The sequence below is a fragment of the Virgibacillus oceani genome (assembly GCF_041521345.1).
Taxonomy (GTDB): Bacteria; Bacillota; Bacilli; order Bacillales; family Amphibacillaceae; genus Virgibacillus_N; species Virgibacillus_N oceani_A.
Window position 1 is genome coordinate 1 of record NZ_JBGOHB010000004.1, and the last position, 26,370, is coordinate 26,370.

The 26,370-nt window shown below is 41.9% G+C and carries 22 protein-coding genes and 1 riboswitch; of the genes, 2 read left to right on the plus strand and 20 right to left on the minus strand.

Going from position 1 to position 26,370, the window contains the following annotated elements:
- Window positions 1-247: 247 nt before the first annotated feature.
- From ACDX78_RS04270 to ACDX78_RS04365, 20 genes are all read right to left on the minus strand, one after another.
- Window positions 248-1,372, minus strand: a complete 1,125-nt coding sequence (locus ACDX78_RS04270) for a CamS family sex pheromone protein (RefSeq protein ID WP_486025637.1) — start codon at window positions 1,370-1,372, stop codon at window positions 248-250.
- Window positions 1,369-3,387: an NAD-dependent DNA ligase LigA gene (gene ligA, locus ACDX78_RS04275; RefSeq protein WP_486025639.1), complete on the minus strand. Its 2,019-nt coding sequence runs from the start codon at window positions 3,385-3,387 to the stop codon at window positions 1,369-1,371. The genes ACDX78_RS04270 and ligA overlap by 4 nt, the downstream gene beginning before the upstream one ends.
- 14 nt (window positions 3,388-3,401) lie before the next feature.
- Window positions 3,402-5,618 (minus strand): DNA helicase PcrA, encoded by a 2,217-nt coding sequence (gene pcrA, locus ACDX78_RS04280; protein WP_486025641.1) that lies wholly within the window; start codon window positions 5,616-5,618, stop codon window positions 3,402-3,404.
- A 15-nt stretch (window positions 5,619-5,633) separates the two neighbouring features.
- Window positions 5,634-6,314, minus strand: coding sequence for a heptaprenylglyceryl phosphate synthase (gene pcrB, locus ACDX78_RS04285; protein WP_486025896.1), 681 nt, complete (start codon window positions 6,312-6,314; stop codon window positions 5,634-5,636).
- Between the two features lie 417 nt (window positions 6,315-6,731).
- The gene (locus ACDX78_RS04290) at window positions 6,732-7,031 is read right to left on the minus strand and encodes a YerC/YecD family TrpR-related protein (RefSeq protein WP_486025642.1); all 300 of its coding nucleotides are present in this window, start codon (window positions 7,029-7,031) and stop codon (window positions 6,732-6,734) included.
- Between the two features lie 31 nt (window positions 7,032-7,062).
- The gene (locus ACDX78_RS04295; protein WP_486025643.1) at window positions 7,063-8,118 is read right to left on the minus strand and encodes a DUF3048 domain-containing protein; all 1,056 of its coding nucleotides are present in this window, start codon (window positions 8,116-8,118) and stop codon (window positions 7,063-7,065) included.
- Window positions 8,119-8,173: 55 nt separating this feature from the next.
- Window positions 8,174-9,922, minus strand: coding sequence for an adenine deaminase C-terminal domain-containing protein (locus ACDX78_RS04300; RefSeq protein WP_486025645.1), 1,749 nt, complete (start codon window positions 9,920-9,922; stop codon window positions 8,174-8,176).
- 314 nt (window positions 9,923-10,236) lie between these two features.
- Complete coding sequence (purD, locus tag ACDX78_RS04305) at window positions 10,237-11,487, minus strand: phosphoribosylamine--glycine ligase (protein ID WP_486025647.1); 1,251 nt, start codon at window positions 11,485-11,487, stop codon at window positions 10,237-10,239.
- A 29-nt stretch (window positions 11,488-11,516) separates the two neighbouring features.
- Window positions 11,517-13,049, minus strand: a complete 1,533-nt coding sequence (gene purH / locus ACDX78_RS04310; RefSeq protein ID WP_486025648.1) for a bifunctional phosphoribosylaminoimidazolecarboxamide formyltransferase/IMP cyclohydrolase — start codon at window positions 13,047-13,049, stop codon at window positions 11,517-11,519.
- Window positions 13,050-13,051: 2 nt separating this feature from the next.
- On the minus strand, window positions 13,052-13,630 hold the full coding sequence (purN, locus tag ACDX78_RS04315; protein ID WP_486025650.1) for a phosphoribosylglycinamide formyltransferase: 579 nt from the start codon (window positions 13,628-13,630) through the stop codon (window positions 13,052-13,054).
- The gene (gene purM, locus ACDX78_RS04320; protein WP_486025651.1) at window positions 13,627-14,643 is read right to left on the minus strand and encodes a phosphoribosylformylglycinamidine cyclo-ligase; all 1,017 of its coding nucleotides are present in this window, start codon (window positions 14,641-14,643) and stop codon (window positions 13,627-13,629) included. The genes purN and purM overlap by 4 nt, the downstream gene beginning before the upstream one ends.
- Before the next feature lie 24 nt (window positions 14,644-14,667).
- The gene (purF, locus tag ACDX78_RS04325) at window positions 14,668-16,071 is read right to left on the minus strand and encodes an amidophosphoribosyltransferase (RefSeq protein ID WP_486025653.1); all 1,404 of its coding nucleotides are present in this window, start codon (window positions 16,069-16,071) and stop codon (window positions 14,668-14,670) included.
- Entirely contained in the window at window positions 16,047-18,275 is a 2,229-nt protein-coding gene (purL, locus tag ACDX78_RS04330; protein WP_486025654.1) for a phosphoribosylformylglycinamidine synthase subunit PurL, read from the minus strand. Before purL ends, purF begins: the two co-directional genes overlap by 25 nt.
- Complete coding sequence (gene purQ / locus ACDX78_RS04335) at window positions 18,259-18,942, minus strand: phosphoribosylformylglycinamidine synthase subunit PurQ (protein ID WP_486025656.1); 684 nt, start codon at window positions 18,940-18,942, stop codon at window positions 18,259-18,261. The genes purL and purQ overlap by 17 nt, the downstream gene beginning before the upstream one ends.
- Complete coding sequence (purS, locus tag ACDX78_RS04340) at window positions 18,939-19,190, minus strand: phosphoribosylformylglycinamidine synthase subunit PurS (RefSeq protein ID WP_486025657.1); 252 nt, start codon at window positions 19,188-19,190, stop codon at window positions 18,939-18,941. Before purS ends, purQ begins: the two co-directional genes overlap by 4 nt.
- Window positions 19,187-19,900 (minus strand): phosphoribosylaminoimidazolesuccinocarboxamide synthase, encoded by a 714-nt coding sequence (purC, locus tag ACDX78_RS04345; protein WP_486025659.1) that lies wholly within the window; start codon window positions 19,898-19,900, stop codon window positions 19,187-19,189. The genes purS and purC overlap by 4 nt, the downstream gene beginning before the upstream one ends.
- 1 nt (window position 19,901) lies before the next feature.
- Complete coding sequence (gene purB, locus ACDX78_RS04350; protein WP_486025660.1) at window positions 19,902-21,206, minus strand: adenylosuccinate lyase; 1,305 nt, start codon at window positions 21,204-21,206, stop codon at window positions 19,902-19,904.
- Entirely contained in the window at window positions 21,203-22,333 is a 1,131-nt protein-coding gene (gene purK, locus ACDX78_RS04355) for a 5-(carboxyamino)imidazole ribonucleotide synthase (protein WP_486025661.1), read from the minus strand. The genes purB and purK overlap by 4 nt, the downstream gene beginning before the upstream one ends.
- A complete protein-coding gene (purE, locus tag ACDX78_RS04360) occupies window positions 22,320-22,811 on the minus strand; it encodes a 5-(carboxyamino)imidazole ribonucleotide mutase (protein ID WP_486025663.1) in 492 nt (163 codons plus the stop codon). Before purE ends, purK begins: the two co-directional genes overlap by 14 nt.
- A gap of 295 nt (window positions 22,812-23,106) precedes the next feature.
- A riboswitch (purine riboswitch) is annotated at window positions 23,107-23,206 on the minus strand.
- A 352-nt stretch (window positions 23,207-23,558) separates the two neighbouring features.
- Entirely contained in the window at window positions 23,559-24,104 is a 546-nt protein-coding gene (locus tag ACDX78_RS04365; protein ID WP_486025665.1) for a recombinase family protein, read from the minus strand.
- 89 nt (window positions 24,105-24,193) lie between these two features.
- Here ACDX78_RS04365 and ACDX78_RS04370 point away from each other — a divergent pair, with 89 nt between their 5' ends.
- A complete protein-coding gene (locus ACDX78_RS04370) occupies window positions 24,194-25,627 on the plus strand; it encodes a SulP family inorganic anion transporter (RefSeq protein WP_486025667.1) in 1,434 nt (477 codons plus the stop codon).
- A 13-nt stretch (window positions 25,628-25,640) separates the two neighbouring features.
- The gene (locus ACDX78_RS04375; protein WP_486025669.1) at window positions 25,641-26,060 is read left to right on the plus strand and encodes a universal stress protein; all 420 of its coding nucleotides are present in this window, start codon (window positions 25,641-25,643) and stop codon (window positions 26,058-26,060) included.
- Window positions 26,061-26,370: the final 310 nt, after the last annotated feature.

Sequence of the window (26,370 nt, forward strand, 5' to 3'; positions counted from 1 at the left end):
CTAAATTACATGTGAAGTATCAATTTTATTTTCTCAAAAAATCAAATTTGAGAGAGCTGCTTTCCTGTTGTCTTTTTAGAGCAATTTTCATAAGTGTTTTCATACAAATGTTAGTTGAACGAATCGGTCCGTTACTGGCTGTTAGATCTCCCACTTAGAATTTTCAAGTTTCCTTCATTCTAGAAGGGGGAGTCTTACAGCCAGTTACACTGCGATAAATAGGATCAACAAACCGTCCACCATATTTTTAATGAAAGATATGCACTGTAGGCGAATCCGCGTTCACAGGCCGGTAAATTAAACTTTCGACCTCGTTGCTGGAGGTTGCTTTTATTTCAAGTTCAAAGTAATTTTCAAACATTTCCTGCACAAGACTATAAGCAAACTGCGTAAATCCGATGACTTCTGATTTCCCGTGAAATTCAAGTGGAATTTCTATGGAAAGCCGCTGTAATTCTTCGTCTATATAGAACCCCTCACCAATGATACCGACATAGTTAGGGAAAAACTGGGCAATTTCATTTCCAAAGCTTGAGACCACTTCATGATCATCAAAGTATTTCTCCCTGCCCTCATCAGAAGGAAAGAGAATATACTCTTCTCCAAGTGACTCCCAATCTCCTATTGAATTACTCCCGCCATCTACCGTTGTTTTTACGACAAAATTACCCGGGATGGGGGAGGATTGTTCTGCTTCTCTATAAATCGTCATCATGACAGGAATATTACCCAGCCCTTCTATTTCCCGAATGTAGTCTAATATTTCCTGTGCCATCTCCTCTCCCTGTGCGAGCATTTCACTTTCTGAAATCTCTTCTTGATCGTCTATTCCATCCACCTGAAATCTGTATACTGATTTCATCGCAATACCGATGGATATGCCAGCCAGCTCCACAGAATCATCGTCCCTTCTCTGCAGAAAATTCTGTTCCAATATATGAGATAAGTAACGCGGGTTATCCCCATGAAATTCCATTTCTTCATCTGGGTCTAAATCTTCATCGTCTATTTGTGGGTTCAAGTCATCAATCAAGCTAAATACCATACTTTCTGTTAAATATTGACCCTCCTGGAAATAATATGTTTCCGGGTCAAATACATCCTTGGAATGACGCCTTAAACCTTCCTCCAGTTCATCAATATCCAGCCGGTTTGCCACCTGATTGGTTATGACACCGCGTGCCTCACTTACCTCATAGGGCGTAATAATCCCGTAATTTTCTTCGTTAAGCCGGTGACTCGGCACGATGGAAGTCTCCTGCTCGGCCTCCGGATCGTTTTGTAAAATTTCTTCCTCTGAATCTTGTTGTGGTAAGCAGCCCGCCAATAAAACAAAAAGGGAGACTGTTAACCAACATCCTATTTTTTTCATTTTTTAACACCTAATCCCTCTACGGCACTTTTTAGCTGTTGTTCATTCCAAATTTCGACGCCGAGCTTTTGAGCTTTATCAAACTTGCTGCCGGCTTCTTCCCCTGCAATAAGCAAATCCGTTTTTTTACTGACACTTCCCGTAACTGATCCGCCTCTTGCTTCAATCAGCTCTTTTGCTTCAGTCCTTGTATAGTTCTCCATTTTCCCTGTCAGGACTACCGTTTTTCCAGCAAAAAAGGATACCTCTTCCGTTACAGTTTGTTTTGGTCCTTTATATGTCATGTTTACATCCAGCTGCCTTAGTTCATGCAATAGTCCGCTTACTTTTTCCGCTGAAAAATACTGTACGATCGCATCTGCCATTTTATCGCCAATCTCATCGATGGCGATCAAATCGTCAAATGTTGCCTGCTGCAGATTTTCCATTGTTTCAAATTCCATCGCCAGCGTTCTCGCTGCTTTGGACCCGACATAGCGTACTCCAAGCCCAAACAATAGCTTCTCCAGTGAATTGTCTTTGGAATTTTCGATTGCCTTCAATAAATTGGTGACCGACTTTTCTCCCATTCGTTCCAGTTCGAGTAATGGTTCTTTTTCCAAACGGTATAGATCGGCAATTGTATGAATGAGCTTTTCCTGAAAAAGCTGTATAATTACTTTTTCTCCCAGACCGTCAATATTCATGGCGTCCCTGGAGACGAAATGAATGAGCCCTTCCTTTAATTGAGCGGGACAGTTTGGATTGATACAGCGAAGTGCCACTTCCTCTTCCAATCGTACCAATTCATTCCCGCATTCAGGACAGTGATCAGGCATGTGGAACGCTTCCTCATCCCCTGTCCGTTTTTCTTGCACTACACGGACGACCTTTGGAATAATATCTCCGGCTTTTTTGATCACAAGCGTATCACCGATCCGGATATCCTGCTCACGGATTAAATCTTCATTATGCAAAGTTGCCCGCTGTACGGTAGTTCCTGCGACTTTTACCGGTTCTAAAATAGCTGTTGGTGTGACAACACCGGTTCTCCCTACACTCAATTCTATGGCTGTAAGCTTTGTAATCGCTTCTTCTTCCGGGAATTTATAAGCAATTGCCCAGCGCGGGCTTTTTGCTGTAAATCCTAATTCTTCCTGTTGCTGCAGATTATCTACTTTGATAACAATACCATCAATCTCATAGTTTAAATTTGGCCGTTCAGCTGTCCAATATTCTACAAACTCCATCACTTCTTCAACGGTTTCACACTTTTTCCACTCGAGATTCGTTTTAAATCCTAATTTCTTCAGCTTGTTCAACCGCTCGCTATGTGTTGATAAGGCCTCCCCTTGCCACTCACCGACACCATGCAAAAATACATCCATATGACGTCTGGCCGCAATTTTGGGGTCAAGCTGTCTTAAAGATCCTGCTGCAGCATTTCTTGGATTAGCAAACGGTTCTTCTTCATTTTCCTTTTTAGCCTCATTTAAGGCCAAGAAGGATTTATGCGGCATGAAAGCTTCACCCCGCACTTCAATCATCCCTGTTTCTTCAATTGTCAACGGGATACTGCGAATCGTACGCAAATTGGTCGTAATGTCCTCACCAATTGTCCCGTCGCCCCGGGTTGCTCCTCGGGTCAATTTTCCATTTTCATAGCTCAAGGAAACAGCCAGACCATCAATTTTTAATTCACAGACAAAGTCGATCGGCTCATCCGTTCCTTGGCTTGCCCGCCTGACAAAGTCACGCACATCCTGTTCATTAAACGCATTTCCAAGACTCATCATTGGCACATGATGTTCTACTTTTTGAAAACCTTCCAGTGGTTCTCCGCCCACACGTTGTGTTGGGGAATCCGCTGTGATGAGATCAGGAAATGCCGTTTCCAATCTGATTAGCTCATGTAATTTTTGATCATATTCAGCATCGGGGACAGTTGGTTTATCAAGCACATAATATTCATAGCCGTATTGATTCAGCAGCTTCTTTAGTTCGTTTATTTCTTTCTGGACTTGTTGTTTATCCAATACTGGAAACCTCCCTAATCTTTCGTTATCGGAGCAAGTTGTGCGAGTACACGTTTAATTCCGACCGGTGCAGGAAAAGCAATATCCAGCTCCATGGCCTCTCCTTCCCCTTGTACTTTCACAACGGTTCCTGTTCCCCATTTTTTGTGGTTTGCTTTGTCTCCCGTTGCCCACGCCTGGTCCCCGGCATCAGCCACAGTGCTGATACGGCCTGCTTTACGTTTTGGTGCAGCGGATTTTTCCTTTGGCGGACTGAAAGGAGTACCAAACATGCTGGCCTTCGCTTCTTCCATTCCGTCCACCAGTTCTTCCGGTATTTCATTAATAAAACGGCTTACCGGGTTCAAATTGGTTTTTCCAAAAAGCGTCCGCATTTTTGCATGGGTTAAATACAGTTCCTCCTCCGCCCGGGTAATCCCTACATAGGCAAGTCGGCGTTCTTCTTCCATCTGTTCCTCATCAAACATGGAACGGCTATGCGGGAAAATATTTTCCTCCATTCCGATTAAGAAGACGATAGGATATTCCAATCCCTTGGCAGAATGCAAGGTCATCAATGTAATTTTCTCTTCATCCTCTTCTTCTTCCACCCGGTCAATATCCGCAATTAGAGCGAGATCAGTAAGAAAAGCAATTAAGGTTTTGTCCTCCTCGGCAGTTGCCTCAAAATCCTGTGTCACCGTCATGAACTCCTCCAGGTTTTCCAGACGGCTTTGTGATTCCAGTGTTTGTTCATTTTTCAATGTTTCTTCATAACCTGTCCGTGTTATAACTGCTTCTACCATATCGGTTGCTGTCAAAAATTCCTGCTGTTTGGACAAAGATTCAATAAGCTCGGCGAATTCCGCCAAAGCTTGGGCTGCTTTCTTAGGAACACCGGTAAAATCGATCTCCTGTACTGCTTCATAGAACGAGAGGCCATTTGTTGTGGCATAATCACGCAGTCGCTCCAGTGATGTTTTTCCAATACCGCGTTTAGGTACATTCGCTACACGTTCAAAGCTCAAGTCATCATCCGGATTCGTAATCAGCCGTAAATAGGACAGCATGTCTTTTATTTCTTTACGCTCATAGAATTTTAGCCCGCCGATCATTTGATAAGTAATATTTGCTTTCACAAGAGTATCCTCAACAGCACGGGACTGGGCATTCGTACGATATAGAATGGCCACGTCACTTGGTGTGTAATCTTTTTCTGTTGTCAGCTCCTGAATTTTATCTACCACGTAGAGTGCTTCCTCCTGTTCTGTTGCACCTTGAAAATAATGCAGATTTTTCCCATCCGGATTTTCCGTCCACAGTTTCTTTGGCTTTCGTCCTGCATTATGTTCGATCACATAATTTGCGGCATCAAGAATCGATTTGGTAGAGCGGTAATTTTGTTCCAGAAAAATCGTACGTGAAGCAGGGTAGTCTTTTTCAAAGGTCAAAATATTGGCGATATCTGCTCCGCGCCAGCGATAAATAGACTGGTCAGAATCACCGACAACACAAAGATTCTGATAGCGGTTAGCCAGAAGACCAACTAATATATATTGAGCATGGTTTGTATCCTGATACTCATCCACATGAATATATTGAAACCTTCTTTGATAATATTCCAATATTTCCGGAACGCGCTGGAATAAATGAATGGTCTGCATGATTAAATCGTCAAAATCAAGCGACTGGTTTTTTTGCAGCATCTTTTGATAGGCTTCGTAAATTTGTCCTACCTGTCGCTCATAAAAATTACCTTGCTTTTTATTGTATTCTTCCACACTGATCAGTTCATTTTTTGCCGCACTGATTTGACCGAGCATAGCACGAGGATCAAACTGTTTCTTATCGATATTTAAATCCTTTAATACCTGCTTAACGACGGATAGCTGGTCACTGCTGTCCAATATCGTAAAATTCTTGCTGTAGCCAATCCGGTCAATATCCCGGCGCAATATCCGTACACACATCGAGTGAAACGTGGAAACCCACATATATTCACTTTCCGGGCCAATTAATTTTCGCACGCGGTTTTTCATTTCCCTTGCCGCTTTATTGGTAAAAGTGATGGCAAGCACGTTTCTGGCACTGACATCTTTCTCACCAAGTAAATAGGCAATTCGGTGGGTTAGTACACGCGTCTTCCCGCTTCCCGCCCCTGCCATAATCAGTAACGGTCCTTCTGTATGCTTCACTGCTTCCTGCTGCTGTTTATTCAATCCTTTCAACAAGTCATTTACCGTTTGACTCATATTGACACCGCCTTACTACTCATCCTTGACGGCTTTCACCGTCTTGAGCGCTTTTTTTATATCCGTATAAATAATATTTCCAACCACAATAACGTCTGCATATTCCTTCATTTCCCGAGCCTGAAAAATGGATTCAATCCCGCCGCCATAAATCAACTTTGTATTGTTAAGCTGGCCTTTTACTTTTTTCACAAGCTCCGGATCTCCGTATTTTCCGCTGTATTCCATGTAAAAAACAGGCAAATGAAATACTTTTTCTGCCATATAGGCATAAGCCAGGACATCTTCTTCATCCGGCAAAATACTGTTCGTATGCTGAAAGACTTTTGCTTCCTCATTCAAAATACAATAGCCTTCAAATAAAATTTCACTGTATTCCATCATGTCCACATACTGCTTAATCGCCTGGTGCTGGATATCCATCATCCACTTTTTTTCTTTGGAGTTCAACACCATTGGTATGTAATAATAATCAAATCCGGGCGTGATCGCATCCATCGTTGAAATTTCCAGGATACAAGGCACCGTGTACCGGCGGATGCGGGATAATAAGTCCAGCACACCATCCAAGGTAATATCATCTGTACCGCCCACAATAACAGCATCTGTTCCTGATTCACAAATCAATTCCAAATGCTCATCCGAAATTTCTTTTGCCGGGTCTAGTTTAAACAAGTGCTTCCAATTATTTGTCATATTAGTCAAAATTGATATCCTCCATTACAATAGTACGTTCGTATATTATACCAAAAATACAGGCTGGAATTTAGAGATATGATAATATTTTTTAGTAACAGGTAGTTTGATTTCTTGTTTAGGGGGAGAAGGCAAGGGACAGAGGTTCAGTGTGTCAGTGGCGGGGATAACAAAGTTTTATCAGTGGGTGAGACAGAGGGACAGGTTCAGTGTCCCAGTACAGGTAACATTAGCCCTTACAAGGATTTATCAGCGGTTTACCGGGGTTTATCAGCGAATTTGAATTTTTATCAGCGCTATTTAGATTTTATCAGCGTTTCACAAAGATTTATCAGCGATAATCAAAATATATCAGCGTTCCTCTATTCCCCGGACGTTCTTCTGTAGGAGAAAAGCCGCTACCCGAGGCAGCGGCAATTATTTTTCATCTTCCAAAATACGGTCAAGCACCATTTGATACCCGTCATTTCCATAGTTAATGCATCTTCTCACCCTGGAAATGGTGGCGGTTGATGCTTTTGTTTCCTGTTCGATCGCATTGTATGTCTGGCCTTCCGTCAGCATTTTGGCTACCTGGAGCCGTTGAGAAATAGACTGAATCTCGGACATGGTGGCTATATCATCAAAAAATCGGTAGCATTCCTCACGATCCTTCAGTGAAAGAATCGCATCAAATAGTTGATCCAATTGTTTGCCTCGTAATTTATCAATCTGCAAACCCAAAAACCTCCCTGAAAAGTGCATCTTCTTAATTTGTTACTGTCACCATTTGGTCTAGTCCGGGACTCGCAGGAACAACATTCACCCATGTTTTTCCTGGAACAAAGCCGATCACTTCCCCTTCTTTCACAGGAACTATTCTGCCGCCCCTATTCTCCCACTCAACTTCTTGCACCTTCCCTTTTTGCATTAAATATGCATTGCCGCCGGCTTCCAAGTCTACAGCACGGCGTCCTTGTGCATCAACTGTTTCATGATAGGTTTCGAGTACAAATACATTATCCAATTGAATTTCTTCGCTGGAATCAAGTTCTATTGTTTTTTCCCGGTCACTATATCTGACATATCTTTCAATTTCAGGATCATACTCGTATTCAACGATATTCATTGGATTATCCGAGTACACGATCTCCACATGATTTGCATCTCCTCCGGCTATATCTGCCGTTTCATCATCTAAAAAAGGCAGGGTTTCCTGAGCTAACGTCGTTTCATAGCCTTTTCCTTCTGCTCTTTCATAAGCTGTGTCAAGAAGTGCGTAAGAATTATGCGGTGCCTCTCGAAAGCTTTCCCGTTTAAATAATGTACCATCATTATCATAAACGGCACCATCCAAATAGTCGATTCCCCTGTTTACAATCATATCATTCACAAAATCTGCAGCACCATGGTATACATATAACGCACCATAATTATTAGCTAATGTAAAATAATACTCGCGTGCACTGCGGACAGGCCCAACCACATCTGGTATCTCGCTTTGATAAAGGGCTAGCAGTCGAGTAATTCTTGCTTCTGCCAGAATTTCAAAAACAATATCCGCATCACTCAGTCCCGATTGCGGCCTTGCCTGGGTATGGTTATTTACCATCACACCAATGGTACGATTATCTATCGCCTCATTTGTTCCAATTCCTGTTAATGGGTACATATTGTCAAATTGTTCTTCTGCTTCTTTATCCGCTTTATTCTCTAAATTACTATCTTTTCCTTCATTACTTTGTGTTTCGTCTTCGTCATCATTAGAACAGCCGGCAAAAATCAAAGCTGCCACTGCCACCAGTAAATAAACAAACTTTCTCATTTTCCCAACACCTTTATATTAAAATTTCTCTAAACATGCTATGTTTTATTATACGCTAATTCATAGTTGCTGGAAATAGTACTTCATTTTTCATTACATCTACAATTCCCTGCTGGGTAATTCGTACATAAGGCAAATGGGTGGATGATAAAAAGAAAATGGAATAAATGGGGTCATCAAATGGATAACCAAATTCCAGCAAATGTTTTTTTAGTTGTTTTTCTTTTTCTATTAATCCCTTCATATTTCCTTGATACATAAATCCGGCTAATGGAAGCGAAATTTCCAGCAGGATTTTTCCTTCATTCACTAAAACGATACCGCCGCCAATTTCTTTCAGTCTTTTTCCTGCCTTTAATATATCAGGCTTGCTTTTCCCGATGAATATTAAATCCCCGGTTGTGGAATAGGAACTCGCCAGTGCCCCCAACCCTTTTGTGAAGCCTCGTATCGTTGTGTTCACCCGCCATTTCCCTGCTTTATCCATTAGTACAAGAAATGCCTCATGATCCTGTTTCGGAAGTTCTTTAGGTGTAATATCGACATCAACAGCATACGGTTTCATAATCACCTGGTTGACCATCTCAAGACCAAGGGGCACAGAGAACTGCAATTCATTTTCCGTCAAATCAAAGTCCAGCTCCAGTGGTTCTATATCGTAAGCCTTCCAGTCAATAAGCGGTTTCCGGTTTATTTCTTTCGTATCTTTAACGATCCATTCGCCCTTAGCAAGTACACTTTCAGGAGTTGGATTACCCTTTTCCTGTAAAATATTAATATGAGCAATTCTGCCAGGGGCTATACTGCCAAGCTGCTCGTCCAAATGATAATGTTTTGCAGCATTATAACTTGCCATCCGGTAAGCATCTTCAAGAGGGATCCCTTTTTTAATCGCAATATCTATACAGACATTCATTAAACCGTCTGTATAGAATGTAGAAGTTGATCCATCTGTCGTCATGGTCAGGTTATCGTATGTCGTGATACCTTCTGCAATAATTTCTTCAATTAAATTCGGCAAATCAGGCCGGATGGAAGAATACCTTAAAGCAGTATGATATCCCATTTGCAGACGCCTGATAACTTCTTTGCCTGTCATTGACTCATGATCTCCACTCACGCCAAGCAATTTCATTTTAGTCAATGTTTTTTCCGAAGCTCCGGGAAAATGACCTTCTACCGGTTTACCCCGCTGTTTTGTTTCCTGAATCCAGTATAACAGGCGGTCATCGCCGGAAAGCAAGCTTGGCCATGATGTTAATTCCCCTCCCTGAACAACGGCAGGATGTGAAATCCAGTTTAATATTTCATTTGTATTGAATAATTCCTCTTCGTACTTATCCTGCAGCGTTGTCTGCGCATCATATCTTGCCCACCAGTACATAGATACAGGATGGTTACTGAAATCATCCAACAAGGAAAACGCTTTCTTTCTGTCCAATAAAAAAAGCCATAAGAGGTTGTCATTAATCAATGTCGTTGTTCCTGTTTTGGCAGCGTGATCAGCCAGACTCTCCGGGTTATAGATCTGCGATGGGTGGGCATGCGGTTCAATATACCCAGGTACTAAATATTTACCTTCACAATCTATCATTTCCGCTCCATTCTGTCGCTTCGGTAATTTATCCCCTACATAGATAATACGGTCGTGCACAATCCATATATTCGCTTTGATCCACTGTTTCGTATATGTGTTCAAATAAACACCATTGGTTAAGATCATGGTTGGTGCTTCTTGTCCATCTATGACTCGTACATGTTGTCTGAGCTCCCGATTTCTCCAATGGTAACCTTTATCTAACATACAGCAACTCTCCAAATATTTATTTCCCTCTAGTTTACCATATATCTCGCTTTAGTTCTGTAAAGTTTTTGTTAATGAAAGTGAAATTTTTGTGACAAGTTATCTGTGGTGAATTAATGGGAGATTTAATGGAGGATGGCGATCGACTTTTCTTAGGTTCCGCTCGATTTTGCGATGCTGGTGTTGCAATTATTACTGCCTCTCGCTCGTTTTGGAGATGCTAGCCTCACGTTTTTTTCGCGCCTACCCCGTACTTAGGATGAGGAAATTTAAAAATACCCTTAACAACAACTGTCATTAAGGGCAGTAAATACTTATTCTTTCATTCCTATATCCGTCCGGAAAAAGAATGCTTCCACATCACGATAAGGGTTCAAAGTTTCATAAACTTCTACCGCTGCCTGATCTATAGATTCCGCTGTCGCACCAACGAGCAATACCCGTCCGCCATCAGATACAAATTCATCTCCAGAGGTTTTTGTCCCTGCATGCACAACATATGCAGAACCTGAAGGATGCAAATCAGGAAGTGCAACACCCTTTTGGTATTTCCCTGGATATCCTTTGGAAGCAACCACCACACCAACAGCTGATTCATTCTTCCATTCCAGTCCCGGATCTTTTCCATCGAGCACATCGATCATGACCTGTTCCAGATCATTTTTCAATAAAGGCAAGACCACCTGTGTTTCCGGATCACCAAAGCGTGTATTGAACTCAATTACCTTTGGGCCGTCTTCAGTCATGATTAATCCGGCATAAAGGATGCCTGTAAAAGGTCGATCTTCCTTCATCATGCCGTCTACTGTCTTATGCAGAATGTTTTTTATAGCAAAACCCAAATGCTCTTCTGTAATTTCTTCTACGGGAGCAAATGCTCCCATGCCGCCTGTATTCGGCCCTTCATCATGATCATATGCCCGTTTATGATCTCTTGCAGTTACCATGGGATAGACATTATTTTCATGGACAAAAGCCATCAAGGAAAATTCCTCCCCGTCCAGAAATTCCTCAATAACAACTTTCGCACCGGCCTCTGCAAAGGTTTTGGATACAAGCATGTCTTCCACTGCCTGATGCGCCTGTTCCTTCGTTTCAGCGACGACCACACCTTTACCTGCTGCAAGGCCGTCCGCTTTAATAACGATTGGAGCACCCATTTTTTCTATATATACCTTCGCCTCTTGAATCGAAGTGAAAGTTTCAAAGTCGGCAGTTGGAATTTCATATTTTTTCATGATCGCTTTAGCATAGCTCTTGCTTCCTTCCAAAAGAGCGGCTTCTTTTGTCGGTGCAAAAATCCTCAAGCCCTCCTCTTGGAAACGGTTTGCTACACCCTCATTCAGCGGGGCTTCCGGGCCAATAATAGTCAAATCTATTTCCTTCTTTTTTGCAAAATTGACTAGACCATTTATATCCATTTCATCTATGGCTACGCAAATGGCATCTTTCTCCATCCCACCATTCCCTGGTGCTGCATAGAGCTTCGTAACCTTGTTGCTTTCGGAAAGTTTCATTACCATGCTATGTTCCCTGCCGCCACTGCCCACCACCAATATTTTCATCGGTCTCACTCCTCTCCGGTTCCGTTTCTCTAGTGCTTAAAATGCCGTATACCAGTGCACACCATAGCAATTCCATATTCATCACAAACATCAATCGAATCTTGATCACGCTTTGATCCACCAGGCTGAATAATGGCTGTAACCCCTGCTTTTGCCGCTGTTTCCACCGTATCTGGCATTGGAAAAAATGCATCAGATGCCAAGACGGATTTTTTTGCTTTAGCTCCTGCTTGTTCAATCGCAATATTCGCAGCACCAATCCGGTTCATCTGGCCTGCACCAATACCGATCGTTTCGTTATCCTTTGCCAAAACAATAGCATTGGATTTAACATGCTTCACTGCCTTCCATGCAAACAATAAATCTTTCATTTCCTGTTCGTCAGGCTTACGTTTCGTTGGAGTTGTTAAGTCAGATGCTGCCACTTTTCCGTCATCACTGTGCTGAATTAATACGCCGCCTTTTACGGTAGTGAGTTTGTGATGAATAGCGCTTGCTTCATTTACTTCCAACTCTAGTAATCGGATGTTTTTCTTTTTTGTTAAAACTTCCATTGCTTCATCAGTAAACCCAGGAGCTATTACAATCTCCAAAAAGATTTCGCTTAATTGCTGCGCTGTAGCTTCATTAATTTTTCTATTCACAGCGACAATTCCGCCAAAAATAGAAACAGGATCTGCGTCATATGCACGTTTAAAAGCATGTTCTACATCTTCAGCAATGCCGATTCCGCACGGATTCATATGTTTTACCGCAACAGCTGCCGGCCCCTCATATTCCGAAACAATTTCCAATGCAGCATTCGCATCCTGAATATTATTGTAGGAAAGTTCTTTCCCGTGAAGCTGCTTTGCATCAGCAATACTTCCATCCGTATTTAGTGAGTTTTTATAAAAAGCCGCTTTTTGATGTGGATTTTCCCCATAGCGCAATGTTTGTACTTTTTCATATGTAACGGTATAGGTTTCCGGAAAATCTTCTTCCGTTTCTTCTGTAAAGTATCCCGCGATCATGGCATCATAATTCGCTGTATGACGGAATACTTTAGCGGCAAGTTTTTGACGGGCACCGATGGTTAAATTACCTTCCTGTAATTTTTCCAAAACACCCTCATAATCAGATGGATCCACTACCACTGTCACATCCGCAAAATTTTTCGCAGATGCACGTAGCATTGCCGGTCCGCCGATGTCGATGTTCTCAATTATATCTTCAGCAGAAACTCCCTCTTTTTCCAATGTTTGTTTAAATGGATAAAGGTTTACGACTACTATATCAATCGGTACAATATCATTTTCCTCCAGCTGCTTCTGATGTGTGCTGCTGGAACGCTTTGCCAGTAATCCTCCATGAATAGAAGGATGCAATGTTTTCACTCGGCCATCCAAAATTTCCGGAAAGCCTGTAACCACATCCACCGCCGTGACTGGAATATCCGCTTCCTGTAATTTACGTAAAGTGCCGCCAGTAGAAAGGATTTCATAATTTACATCGATAAGCCCTTTGGCGAATTTAGTTATATTCTCTTTATTGGAAACACTGATTAACGCCCTTTTCTTCACCGTTATCCCTCACTTTTCGTCATTTCGATAAGCTGATTGATCACTTGAGGATACAGCCTGTGCTCGACCTGTTGGATACGTTTTTTTAAACTGTCTTCTGTATCTTCAGGCAGCACCTTTACCTCCTCTTGTGATATTATCGGCCCTGTATCAATTCCTTCATCTATATAATGAACCGTTACCCCTGTTTTCGTTACGTCGGCACGATAAGCTTGACCGATGGCGTCTTTCCCGGGAAAATCAGGAAGCCAAGATGGATGAATATTAATGATCCGCTTATCAAACGTGCGGAGTAATGTTTCACCAACTATACGCATATACCCGGCAAGAAATATCCACTCCACGTTCGCTTTCTTCAGATTTTTGATGAGCATTTCTTCATAGGCACTTTTATCTCTATACGCTTTTGCCTGAAATACAACTGTTGGGACACCATAATGCTTGGCCTTTTTGATTACGCTTGCCTCCGGCTGATCACAGACGAGCAGCACAATCTCACAGGCCAGATCGCTACTTTCCATGATCGCCTGAAAATTACTGCCTGTTCCGGATGCAAAAACGGCTGCTCTTGGCTTATTCATGAGGTAAAATTCACTCCCTCACCTTCAGTTACCTTCCCGATGTTACTGGCAGCTTCCCCATTTTCCGCCAGTAAATTGAGTATACTTTCTGCATCCTCTTCCTGAACGACAAGGGCCATACCAATCCCCATATTAAATACACCGTACATATCTTTTTCTTTCAGCTTCCCCTTCTCTTGTAAAAACGTAAAAACTTCAGGTACTTCCCATTGTGAACGATCAAGGGTTACCCCTAAATCTGATGGAATAACGCGCGGCAGGTTTTCATAAAATCCCCCGCCTGTAATATGAGAAATTCCCTTTATATTGTATTGATCCAATACAGCTTTCACCGGCTTTGCGTATATCCTGGTTGGCTCAAGTAATACTTCCCCAAGGTTTTTTGTCATGCCATAATTTTGCCCTAAATCGAGATGCGAGACAATCTTGCGGACAAGTGAATACCCATTGGAGTGAATTCCGCTGGACGCGAGTCCAATGACTACATCTCCAGCATGAATGTTTTCCCCGGTGACAAGCTTTGATTTTTCAGCAATTCCTACTGTAAAACCGGCTAAATCATATTCATTTTCTTCATACATGCCAGGCATTTCTGCTGTTTCTCCGCCAATTAAAGCAGCACCCGCTCCCTCACAGCCATCGGCAATACCTGTCACAATTTGTTCAATCACAGCAGGGTCATTTTTACCACAGGCAATATAGTCTAGGAAAAATAAGGGCTCCGCTCCCTGTGCAACAATATCATTCACACACATGGCAACTAAATCAACACCGATTGTATCATGTTTTTTCAGCTGAAATGCCAGCTTCAATTTTGTCCCGACTCCATCCGTGCCTGAAACGAGTACAGGCTCTTTAAAGGAAAAAGAACTGAGATCAAATAAACCGGCAAAAGCACCCAGACTTCCAAGCACTTCTTTTCGGGCCGTTCTCGATATATGTTTTTTCATTCGTTCTACGGCTTCATATCCTTTTTCTACATCCACCCCGGCATCTTTATACATATCCGACATGAGTGACACACCCTTCTGTCAAAATTAACAATATTTCAATTCCGCTCCTTCTTCCTCTGTTACGGGGTAGTTCCCTGTCATGCATGCCATGCAAATTCCCTGATGAATCGTTTTGTCTTTCACGATAGCTTTTTCCAATCCAGACTCAGATAAATAAGCGATGCTGTCTGCATCAATCATATTCCCTATGCCGTCAACCGAATTATTGGCGGCAATCAGCTCTTTCCTTGTTGACATATCTATTCCGTAAAAGCATGGATGTGTGATAGGTGGTGAAGCAATCCGTACATGCACCTCTTTGGCTCCTGCTTGCTTCAGCATCTTAACAATCCGTTTACTTGTCGTTCCTCTCACAATGGAATCATCAATCATGATAATCCGCTTGCCATCCACGATACTCCGAACCGGTGCTAGCTTCATTTTTACACCCTGTTCTCGTAATTCCTGGGAAGGTTGGATGAACGTTCTGCCGACGTAGCGATTTTTTAAAATCCCCATTTCATAAGGCAGGCCGCTTTCCTCCGCATATCCAATTGCAGAAGAAATACTGGAGTCGGGCACCCCGATAACCATATCCGCATCAGCCGGTGCCTCCCTTGCAAGCTCGGCACCCATACGTTTGCGTGAAGCATGAACATTCACCTTGTTCACATCACTGTCCGGTCTGGATAAATACACATATTCCATTGCACACATTTTCCGGCCGCCTCTAGGTGCAAATCTTGTTATCTCCATTCCTTCATCACTGATAATAATTAATTCGCCAGGCAAAACTTCTCTTTCAAACTGGGCACCGATCTGGTCAAAGGCACATGTCTCAGAAGCAACGACATAAGCATCCCCGAGCCTTCCGATTGATAATGGGCGAATGCCGGAGGGATCAAGCGCCACATACATTCTATCTTCTTTTAACACGATAAAGGCGTACGCCCCCTTAAGCTGATTAAGCGCCTTGGCTATCGACTTTCTGTTTGTTTTCTGCCCGTCTCTTCTAATCAAGTGTGCAAGCACTTCGGTATCCGAAGAAGCCTGAAAAATACTCCCTTCATCCTCCAGTTCTCCCCGCAGCTGCCGAGCATTCATGATGTTACCGTTTTGTGCAAGTGCCATGCTCCCGGTTTGGGTCCGGAATAAAAGCGGCTGTACATTTTCGATCGTTCTACCCCCTTGTGTCGTATAACGGACATGGCCAACCGCATATCTGCCGGGAAGCTTATCAAATTTTGCTTCTCCAAAAACATCATTCACGAGCCCTTCACCTTTATGTGAGCTCAGCTCCTCTCCGTCACTGACGACGATGCCTGCCCCTTCTTGTCCGCGGTGCTGCATGGAATGAAGCCCATAATATGTCAGCTCGGCAGCCTTCTCATGACCCCATATGCCGAACACACCGCATTCTTCATTTATGCCTTTGATTTCAGCAAGCATGGAATAGCTCCCTTCCATAGTTTTTCCAGCTTTTTCACGTCTTCTTTAATAACACTAGCTCCATTTACGTTAATTATTACAGTGTCATCGTCCGTAACTCTTCCAATTTGCTTAGTATGATCCACGTTTGCTTCAAATTTATCCTGATGCTCTTCTTTTACAGTTACAAGAAATCTTGATTGCGTTTCACTGAATAGTGCTACCGTCGGATCTCCCTCAAGTGTTACATCTGCACCGAGACCTTTGCCGGCAAAAACACTTTCAGCCAGTGCCACAGCCAAACCACCTTCGGCCAGGTCATGAGCCGACGCTATGAGACCTAGCTGAATGGCATTCAATAATTGCTTTTGACGAGTCGCTTCCACATCAAGGTCAATTGCAGGCGCTTTTCCTTCGTATTTTCCTTTCAGCACATTTTGCAGCTCACTGCCGCCAAATTCTGCATTTGTCTCACCGATAAGATAGATCGCATCCCCTGCGTGCTGAAAAAAGTTTGGCATAATATGTTCCAATGACTCATGCAATCCAACCATACCAACAATCGGCGTAGGAAAAATCGATTTACCTTTGGACTGGTTGTATAAGGAAACATTCCCGCTGATCACCGGGGTTTCCAAAATCTCACATGCCTTGCTCATACCTTCCACGCTTTTTTCCATTTGCCAGAAAGTCTCTGGGTTGGTCGGGTTCCCGAAATTCAACCCGTCCGTCAGTCCAAGTGGTCTTGCACCCGAGCAGACCAGGTTGCGTGCAGCCTCTGCCACAGCAATTTTTCCGCCGGTTTCCGGGTCCAAATAGATATAGCGGGAATTGCTATCCGTTGTAATGGCAAGCGATTTATCCTTCCCTTTGATTCTAACAACGGCTGCATCTGAACCTGGTGCTACTGCCGTATTTGTCTGCACCATGGAATCGTATTGGTCATACACCCACGCTTTACTTGCAATTGTCGGCTGCTGCAGTAATTTTTTCAGCATTTGTGCATGGTCTTCCACATTGGGAACCGTGTTTTCTATCTGCTGAAATGTTTTATAATAAGCCGCTTCCTCCGATGGCATTTGATAGACCGGGGCGTCCTCTGCCAGTGCATCTACCGGAATGTCAGCCATAATCTCCCCATGCTGTTTAATCCGGAACATTTTCTCTTCAATAACTTCTCCGACAGCTACTGCCTGCAATCCATATTTTTCAAATACATCAATAATCTCCTGTTCGCGTCCTTTTTGCACCACAAGCAGCATTCGCTCCTGGGATTCGGACAGCATCAATTCATAAGCATTCATATTCTCTTCGCGCTGGGGAACGAGATCCAGGTTCATTTCTACTCCTGTTCCTGCTTTGCTTGCCATTTCACTAGCTGAGGAGGTGAGTCCGGCTGCTCCCATGTCTTGAATACCGATTAGAGCATCGGATTGGATCACCTCTAGACATGCTTCAATGAGCAACTTTTCCATAAAGGGATCTCCAACCTGGACGGCCGGCCGATCCTTTGCTGCATCTTCCCCTAAATCGTCGGACGCAAAGGTTGCACCATGAATACCATCTCTCCCTGTAGGTGCCCCGGCATAAAGCACGGTATTGCCAACGCCTGCGGCAATTCCCTTTTGGATATCTTCATGATTGATTAGACCAACACACATCGCATTAACGAGCGGATTATCCTCATAACTGTCATCAAATTGGACTTCTCCACCGACAGTAGGTACACCAACACAGTTTCCATACCCGGCGATCCCGCTTACTACCTCAGAAAAGAGATACCGTACACGATCCGTATTTAAATTACCAAATCGCAGTGAATTCATTAATGCGATTGGACGTGCCCCCATAGAAAATACATCACGGATAATACCACCAACGCCTGTGGCAGCACCTTGATATGGTTCCACTGCTGAAGGGTGATTATGACTTTCTATCTTAAAAACGACCGCCTGGCTATCTCCAATATCGATAATTCCCGCGCCTTCTCCAGGACCTTGAAGTACATGTGGTGCTTTCACAGGAAACTTTTTCAACAAAGGTTTGGATGTTTTATAACTGCAATGCTCTGACCACATAACGGAAAAGATGCCGGTTTCGGTAAAGTTTGGCCGACGTTTCATAATTTTTGTTACCATGCCAAATTCTTCATCGCTTAATCCCATTTCTCTATAGAGCTTGTCTTTTTCAATTTGTTCCGGCTGAATATTATGCATTTTTAACATGGGATTCCCTCCAATTGTGTATGATTGACCGGAATAATTTCAGCCCGTCCTCACTTCCCAGCAGCGCTTCCACAGCCCTTTCCGGGTGGGGCATCATCCCGAGCACATTTCCATCTTTGTTCATCATTCCTGCAATATCTTTAATGGAGCCATTTGGATTGCTTTTATAGGTAAACACAATTTGATTGTTTTTTTGTAATTCTGCCATTGTTTCGTTGTCACAAAAATAATTACCCTCACCATGGGCAATCGGCAATGTGATTACTTCGCCTTTTTCATAGCATGTAGTAAATATCGTGTCCGGATTTTCCACAACCAGTTCCTCCTGATGGCACATGAAGGACAGCTTTTCATTTCGCATCAATGCGCCAGGCAAAAGTCCTGCTTCCGTTAAAATTTGAAATCCGTTGCACACCCCGAGGACAGGCTTTCCTTTTTGCGCCTGAACCTTTATTTGCTTCATGATCTCCGATGTGGACGCAACCGCACCGGTCCTTAAATAATCACCATAGGAAAAGCCCCCCGGCAGAAGAATACCATCATACTTATCAAGATTGGCATCCTGATACCAAACCAGCTCTGCTTCTTCCTTTAGTACTTCTTTCACTGCATGATGCATATCACGATCACAGTTGGAGCCGGGAAAAACTACTACAGCAAACTTCATGACCGAACAGCCTCCCGAACGTCAAAGTGATAATCTTCAATGACCGGATTTGCCAGCAATTTATCGCACATTTCCCTAATCCGTTCATTTAAGTTCGGACCGTCTTCTACCTGAATTTCGATATATTTCCCAACGCGTACTTCCTCTACTTCCTTGTAGCCAAGCGAGTTTAATGATTCCTGAATCGCTTTTCCCTGAGGATCAAGCACACCTTGCTTTAATGTGATATAGACCGTTACATTTTTCATAAAATTGCCTCCAGTCGATGTAATATTTTTTCATATACACTGATTAAATTACCTGTCCCCTGACGAAACACATCTTTATCCAATTTCTCGCCAGTCGATTTATCCCACAACCGGCATGTATCCGGCGAGATCTCATCCGCTAAAATGATGGTTCCACCTGCAAGCCGTCCAAACTCCAGCTTAAAATCTGCCAATCTAACATTGATTTCGGCAAAAAGGGTTTTCAGCTGTTCATTAATCTCCAATGCCTCACCTTTTATTTTCAAAAGTTCTTTTTCAGTTACATTGCTTAGCAGCTTTGCATGGTCCTCGTTGATAAACGGGTCATGCAATCCGTCATTTTTGTAATATAATTCAACAAGCGGCTGCTGAAAAACTGTTTTTTCACTTATGCCCAAACGTTTTGTGATGCTTCCCGTCGCCAGATTGCGGACTACAACTTCAAGTGGAATGATTTCTGTTTCCAAAACGAGCTGTTCCGTTTCATTCCATTTTTCAATGAAGTGGGTTTTTATTCCTTTTTCATGCAGAAAATGAAAAATACGTACAGATATTTCATTATTTAAGCGCCCTTTTCCGGAAAAGGCAGCTTTCTTCTCTCCATTAAAAGCTGTTGCATCATTTTTATAGGAGAGAATCAGCTTTCCTTCCCTATCCTTCGCTTGGTATACCTTCTTGGCTTTTCCTTCATATAAAAGTGATCCCTTCACCTTATTCACCTCTTGTTAAACCAATCCGGTCAAAAATTTCATCCACATTTTTTAAATGGTATGTATAGTCAAAGCAATCATCAATTTCAGCCTGTGAAAGTCTTTCTATGATTTCTTTTTCATTTTTGACAAGCTGCTTGAATGGTGTTTCTGTTTCCCAGGCTTCCATTGCTTTCGGCTGAACAATATCATATGCAGCTTCTCTCGCCATCCCTTTATCAATTAACGCCAGCAGAACGCGCTGGGAAAAAATAACGCCGTAAGTTTTGTCTATATTCCGTTTCATGTTTTCCGGGAATACGGTCAATTTTTTTACAATTTTGGAAAATCGGCTTAGCATGTAATTCAGAGCAATCGTGGCATCCGGTAAAATGACCCGTTCTGCAGACGAGTGTGAAATGTCACGTTCATGCCATAAAGAGACATTTTCATAGGCAGTCATCATATATCCGCGAACTACCCTTGCCATTCCGCTCATGTTTTCAGAGCCGATCGGATTTCGTTTATGCGGCATAGCAGAGGATCCTTTTTGTCCTTTAGCGAAAAATTCCTCCACTTCTCTTGTTTCTGTTTTTTGCAGACCACGTATTTCCGTTGCAAATTTCTCAACGGAAGTTGCTATTAATGCCAAAGCTGACATGTACGCCGCATGCCGGTCTCTTTGCAAGGTTTGTGTTGAAACGGGAGCAGGTTTTAATCCAAGCTTCTCACAAACATATTTTTCCACGTATGGATCAATGTTGGCGTAGGTTCCTACTGCGCCGGAAAGTTTGCCAAATTCTATTTGACTTGCAGCCAGTTCAAATCGCTCCAGATTGCGTTTCATTTCTTCATACCAGAGCGCTAGTTTTAATCCGAATGTCGTCGGCTCTGCATGAACACCATGCGTCCGGCCCATCATCACGGTATGCTGATGCTCCAAAGCTTTTTCTTTTAAAACATGAATGAAAGTTTCGATGTCTTTACGGATAATGTCATTTGCCTGCTTTATTAAATAAGATAGCGCCGTATCTACCACATCCGTAGAAGTTAATCCGTAATGCACCCATTTCCGTTCTTCTCCAAGCGACTCGGAAACTGCACGGGTGAAAGCAACGACATCATGTCTTGTTTCCTGTTCTATTTCATAGATTCGATTAATATCAAAGGAGGCATTCTCACGAAGCTTTTTAACACCTGCCTCCGGAATCATGCCTAGTTCACTCCACGCTTCACAGGCTAAAATCTCCACTTCAAGCCAGGCTTTGTACTTGTTTTCTTCCGTCCAAATGGCTCCCATTTCTTCTCGTGTATACCGTTCAATCATTGCTTGGCCTCCTCAAAATGCTTTACGTTTGCCTGAAGTTCTTCCACTGATTTTCCGAGAAAAGTGACATGGCCCATTTTCCGCTTTATTTTTGCTTCCGCTTTACCGTAGAGATGTACAAACGGTTCAGGGTTTTCTTGCATGACTTTCCATGCTTTTTCTATATCTTCTCCTAAAATATTTACCATGAGCGCAGGCTGCAGCTGTTCGATTTTTGCCAAAGGAAGTCCGCAGACCGCCCGGACATGCTGGGCGAACTGAGAGATATTACATGATTCAATGGTATAATGGCCCGAATTATGTGGGCGCGGTGCCATCTCATTCAAATAGATGTCATTTCCCTTTACGAACATTTCAATCGCAAACGTTCCTACGATATTCATTTCTTCAGCAAGTTTCCCGGCTGCCTCTATCGCTTTTTCTTCAAGCTCACTGCTTACTTGGGCAGGAGCAGTTGTTTTAAATAAGATTTGATCTTTATGTTCATTTTCTGCCAGCGGGAAATAGGTAACCCCACCGGATTGCGAACGGGTAAAAACAACGGAAATTTCCTTATCAAACGGAACCCACTGTTCAATGATGCAATGCTTATTTTCTTCAGCAAAGTGGATCGCTGCCTGCGCATCATTTTTTGACAGTAACTTGATTTGTCCTTTTCCATCATAGCCGCCGCTGCAAGTTTTAAGGACTGCAGGGAAAGTGAATTTTTCCAGTGCTTCTTCGCATTCTTTGCCATTATGTACAATCGTGAACTCCGGCACCGGCAAGCCCGCTTTTTTCATCAGCTGTTTTTCTTTTTCCCGGTTTTGGGTAATCTCCAGTGCATAGGCACCCTGAGGCAATTTCCCTTCCTTTTCCAAATAGGAAGCTGCTGTCAAATCTACATTTTCAAATTCATAGGTGATCACATCACTGACACTGCTTAGTTCCTTGATTGCTTCCAAATCATCGTAGGCCGCAGTGATCGTATGATCTGCGACTTGAGCAGTTGGGCAGTCAGGTGTCGGGTCAAGGACAGCAATCCGGTACCCCATATGTTTAGCAGCAAGTGCCATCATTCTTCCAAGCTGACCGCCTCCAATGATTCCAATCGTTTGTGAAGGTAATATTTGCTTATTTGTCTGCAAGGTCTTCCCTCATTTCTTCTACTTTTTTCTTCATATCCTCCCGGTAGGTTTCGAGTTTTGCACCTACATAATCATCACGGGATCCGATGATTTGTGCAGCTAACAGACCCGCATTCGTAGCTCCAGCTTTGCCAATTGCCACGGTCGCCGTCGGTACACCGCCGGGCATTTGTACGATGGACAGGAGTGAATCCAGACCATTTAGCGCTTTACTTTCAACCGGAACGCCGATCACAGGCAATGTCGTCTTGGAAGCGACCATACCAGGAAGATGTGCCGCTCCGCCTGCTCCGGCAATAATTACTTTCAAACCACGTTCTCTTGCATTTTTTGCATAGGCAAACATGTCATCCGGCGTACGATGTGCAGAGATTAAGTCCTTTTCGTATGGAATTTGCAGCTCATCCAGCACATTGCATGTATGCTGCATTGTCTCCCAATCCGATATGCTGCCCATAATTACTCCGACCACTGCCATAAAATCCCTCTTTCCTTATTTTTGTAAGTGAAACATGGAAACCTCTTTTGTTGTATTAAATTTTCCCAAACAATTAAAATCTCATAAATAACTTTTATATAACACAGGTTTTGGCTTATGTATTTCAAATCATTGAATATATATTTTTAAATCCCCCAGTATAAAGCCTTTTAACCATTGAAACGAGAGAAGAACCCATTCCAGGTGACAAAATTCAAAAAACCTATTCGTCTCCCCCGGTTTATGAGAGAAGATGAACAGGCTTTCTTGGACATGAAAATAATCATTGTAATGACAACGATTCATCCTCCCTCATAGTCCGGTTTTTACGGAGCCGGGTAGAAACTTCCGGGCCATATTCCCAGAAATATATGAGGTGTTTTTATATTCATTTTTCTTGTTCAAGCATATCAAAATGCAAGTTGCATTGTCAATAAATAACGAACATTAGGTTGCTATTTTTGATAATCGTTCGGTTTCAGTGATTTTCCATTGCGCTTAATTTCAATAAAAAATAAAATCCTTCTATGAAGATAAATAATCCCTTTAGCATACCAATTCGAGTGTTACAATAATAATTGCCGTTATATTATTTAGTATTTGTGAATAATTTCTTAAAATCAGCATGTCCCTTGCACAAATACTACGAAGGGAAAGGATTGTTTAATAACCTTATCGAGCCAATATAAAAACAAGCTATGCCTCTATAATTGAAAATGATTAGATAGCTTGCTTTTAATGATGCTGCTAATTTTCCGGGGATTCTAAATAACGATAAAGCGTTGATTTACTTATTCCCGTTTGATTTTTAATGTCAATCAGTTTATAACCATCATTGTACATAGAAATAGCCTTTTTTATATTTTCATCTGATTTTTTTGGACGACCTATTGATTTACCACTTTTTCTTGCTTGATCCATACCAATTGTTGTTGATTGCTTTATTAAATCTGATTGGAATTGAACTGCGTGAATCATTACATCTTGTAGATAGATATTAAGTAGTTCATCACTTTGCAATCCTTCATTTAAAAAATGAATGTTTACATTGTCTTTTTTGCATACTTTTAATAAATCAATAAGGTGGTGAAAAGTATCAGCTAGAACAACCATTTTCTCAATTACTATAGAATCTCCAGGTTGTAATTCCATTAACAATGCTTCTAATTGAACCCGCTTCTTAGGTGAACCGTGTTCTTCTCTATAAATCAGATTACACTTTTCATCTAATTTACTTAATTGTTTTTCCAAATTAGTATCATTATATAAAGGTCTTACATAGCCATAGATCAAGTCTTCCACTCCTTAACTTTCCTGAAATGGTTCCATTTTGGGAACGATGATGTTACAATATTAAAAGTGATATAGAAGAGGAGATCAACATGCAAACAATTAAACAACAATGGTTCGGTAACATTCGTAGTGACATCTTAGCAGGACTGGTCGTGGCACTTGCCTTAATTCCTGAGGCAATTGCTTTTTCTATTATAGCAGGCGTTGATCCAATGGTTGGTCTATATGCATCCTTTATCATCGCAGTTGTTATCGCCTTCGCTGGCGGGCGACCAGGAATGATTTCTGCTGCTACAGGGGCAATGGCTTTACTTATGGTGCCATTGGTTCGTGACTACGGACTGGACTATTTACTGGCAGCAACTATTTTGACAGGTATTATTCAAATTCTATTTGGGGTCTTTAAAGTTGCAAAAATAATGAAGTTCGTTCCAAATGCTGTAATGATTGGCTTTGTTAACGCATTAGCAATTCTAATTTTCATCGCACAGCTGGAGCACTTCATTGGCATTTCAACAATGACCTATGTATTTGTGGCAATCACTTTAATCCTATTATACACTTTACCACGTTTCATTAAAGTAGTTCCAGCACCATTAATCGTACTTGTTTTATTAACAGCAGTATCCATGTTTAGTGGTGTCGGGTTAAATACTGTAGGAGATCTTGGTGCTATTACGCAATCACTACCATCATTCTTTATTCCAGATGTACCATTTACCTTTGAAACATTACAGATTATATTCCCGTATGCATTATCCTTGGCAATCGTCGGTTTACTCGAGTCATTGCTTACATCACAGATTGTAGATGATATGACAGCAACAGAAAGCAATAAAAACAAAGAATCTCGAGGGCAAGGAATTGCGAATTTTATCACAGGTTTTTTCGGAGGGATGGCAGGTTGTGCGATGATCGGGCAGTCTGTTATCAACGTTAAATCTGGTGGTCGAGGGAGGCTATCAACACTTATAGCGGGTGTCTTTTTAATGTTTCTAATCATCGTGCTAGGTGACTTAGTAGTTCAAATTCCGATGCCTGTTTTAGTCGGTATTATGATTATGGTTAGTATCGGCACATTTGATTGGACTTCTTTTAAATATTTAATAAAGGCTCCCCGTACAGATGCAGTAGTTATGTTAGCCACCGTAGGAATTGTAGTTTATACCCATGACTTATCAAAAGGCGTACTGGTCGGGGTACTATTAAGTGCAATTTTCTTTGTTGTAAAAATATCAACTGTAAAAATCACGCAGGAAGGCAATCGTTATACCGTTTATGGTCAACTTTTCTTTGCATCGATTGATGGATTTGTAGACTACTTTAAAAAAGCAGATATCATTGAGAATAACATTCAAATAAATTTATCCAATACCAGGGTCTGGGATGAATCTGGTGTAGGTGCTTTAATCAAAGTCATTAACTTGTTAAAAGAAAGAGGTATTGACGTTGAAATTATAGAGTTAGATACTTCTAGTAAAGGACTAGTGGATAAACTCAATAGTCTCTACTCATCAAATTAAAGGAGGTTTCCTGATGTATAAACATATCTTATTAGCTTCAGATGGGTCAGACAATGCTGTACGTGCAGCGAAAGAAGCTGTAAAAATAGCTTCCAATAGCAAAGAATCAATGATTAATGTAGTTTATGTTATCGAAATAGAAAAGTCAAAGTATGATGTCCTCCATTCAAATTCACAAGAGGAAGTCGATATCGAGCGTCGAAAAAGAAATTCTAAAGTAATTCAATTCCTAAACGAAGCAAATGTTAATTATAAAACGACAATTTTACGAGGCCAACCAGGTCCGGAAATTGTAAAGTATGCAAACAAGCAAAAAGTAGATATTATAGTAATCGGCAGTCGAGGTCTGAATGCTTTGCAAGAAATGGTTTTAGGTAGTGTAAGCCATAAAGTAATGAAACGTGCGAACTGTCCTGCATTGATCGTAAAATAATCGCATAAACATATTTAAAAACCGAAGTTTCCTAATTTCGGTTTTTACTTTTTAGGAATCGAAACATTAGAATTGCCATTTTTTCGAGTGGCTGTCACTGTTTCTCTTCAAGGGGAAACTGATACGACAAAAATGAAAGATTGGGTGAATGCCCTGACATCTCATTTATATGCTAAAAAGAAAGATTTAAAGAGAATCACATTGCCGGTGCTCCGGATTTAATTGTTGAAACCTGTTGATGTCTTTTTACTAAGGGATGGTTATTTTTTACATGAAGTGACATATACAGACGAAGAGACGATGAATGTCA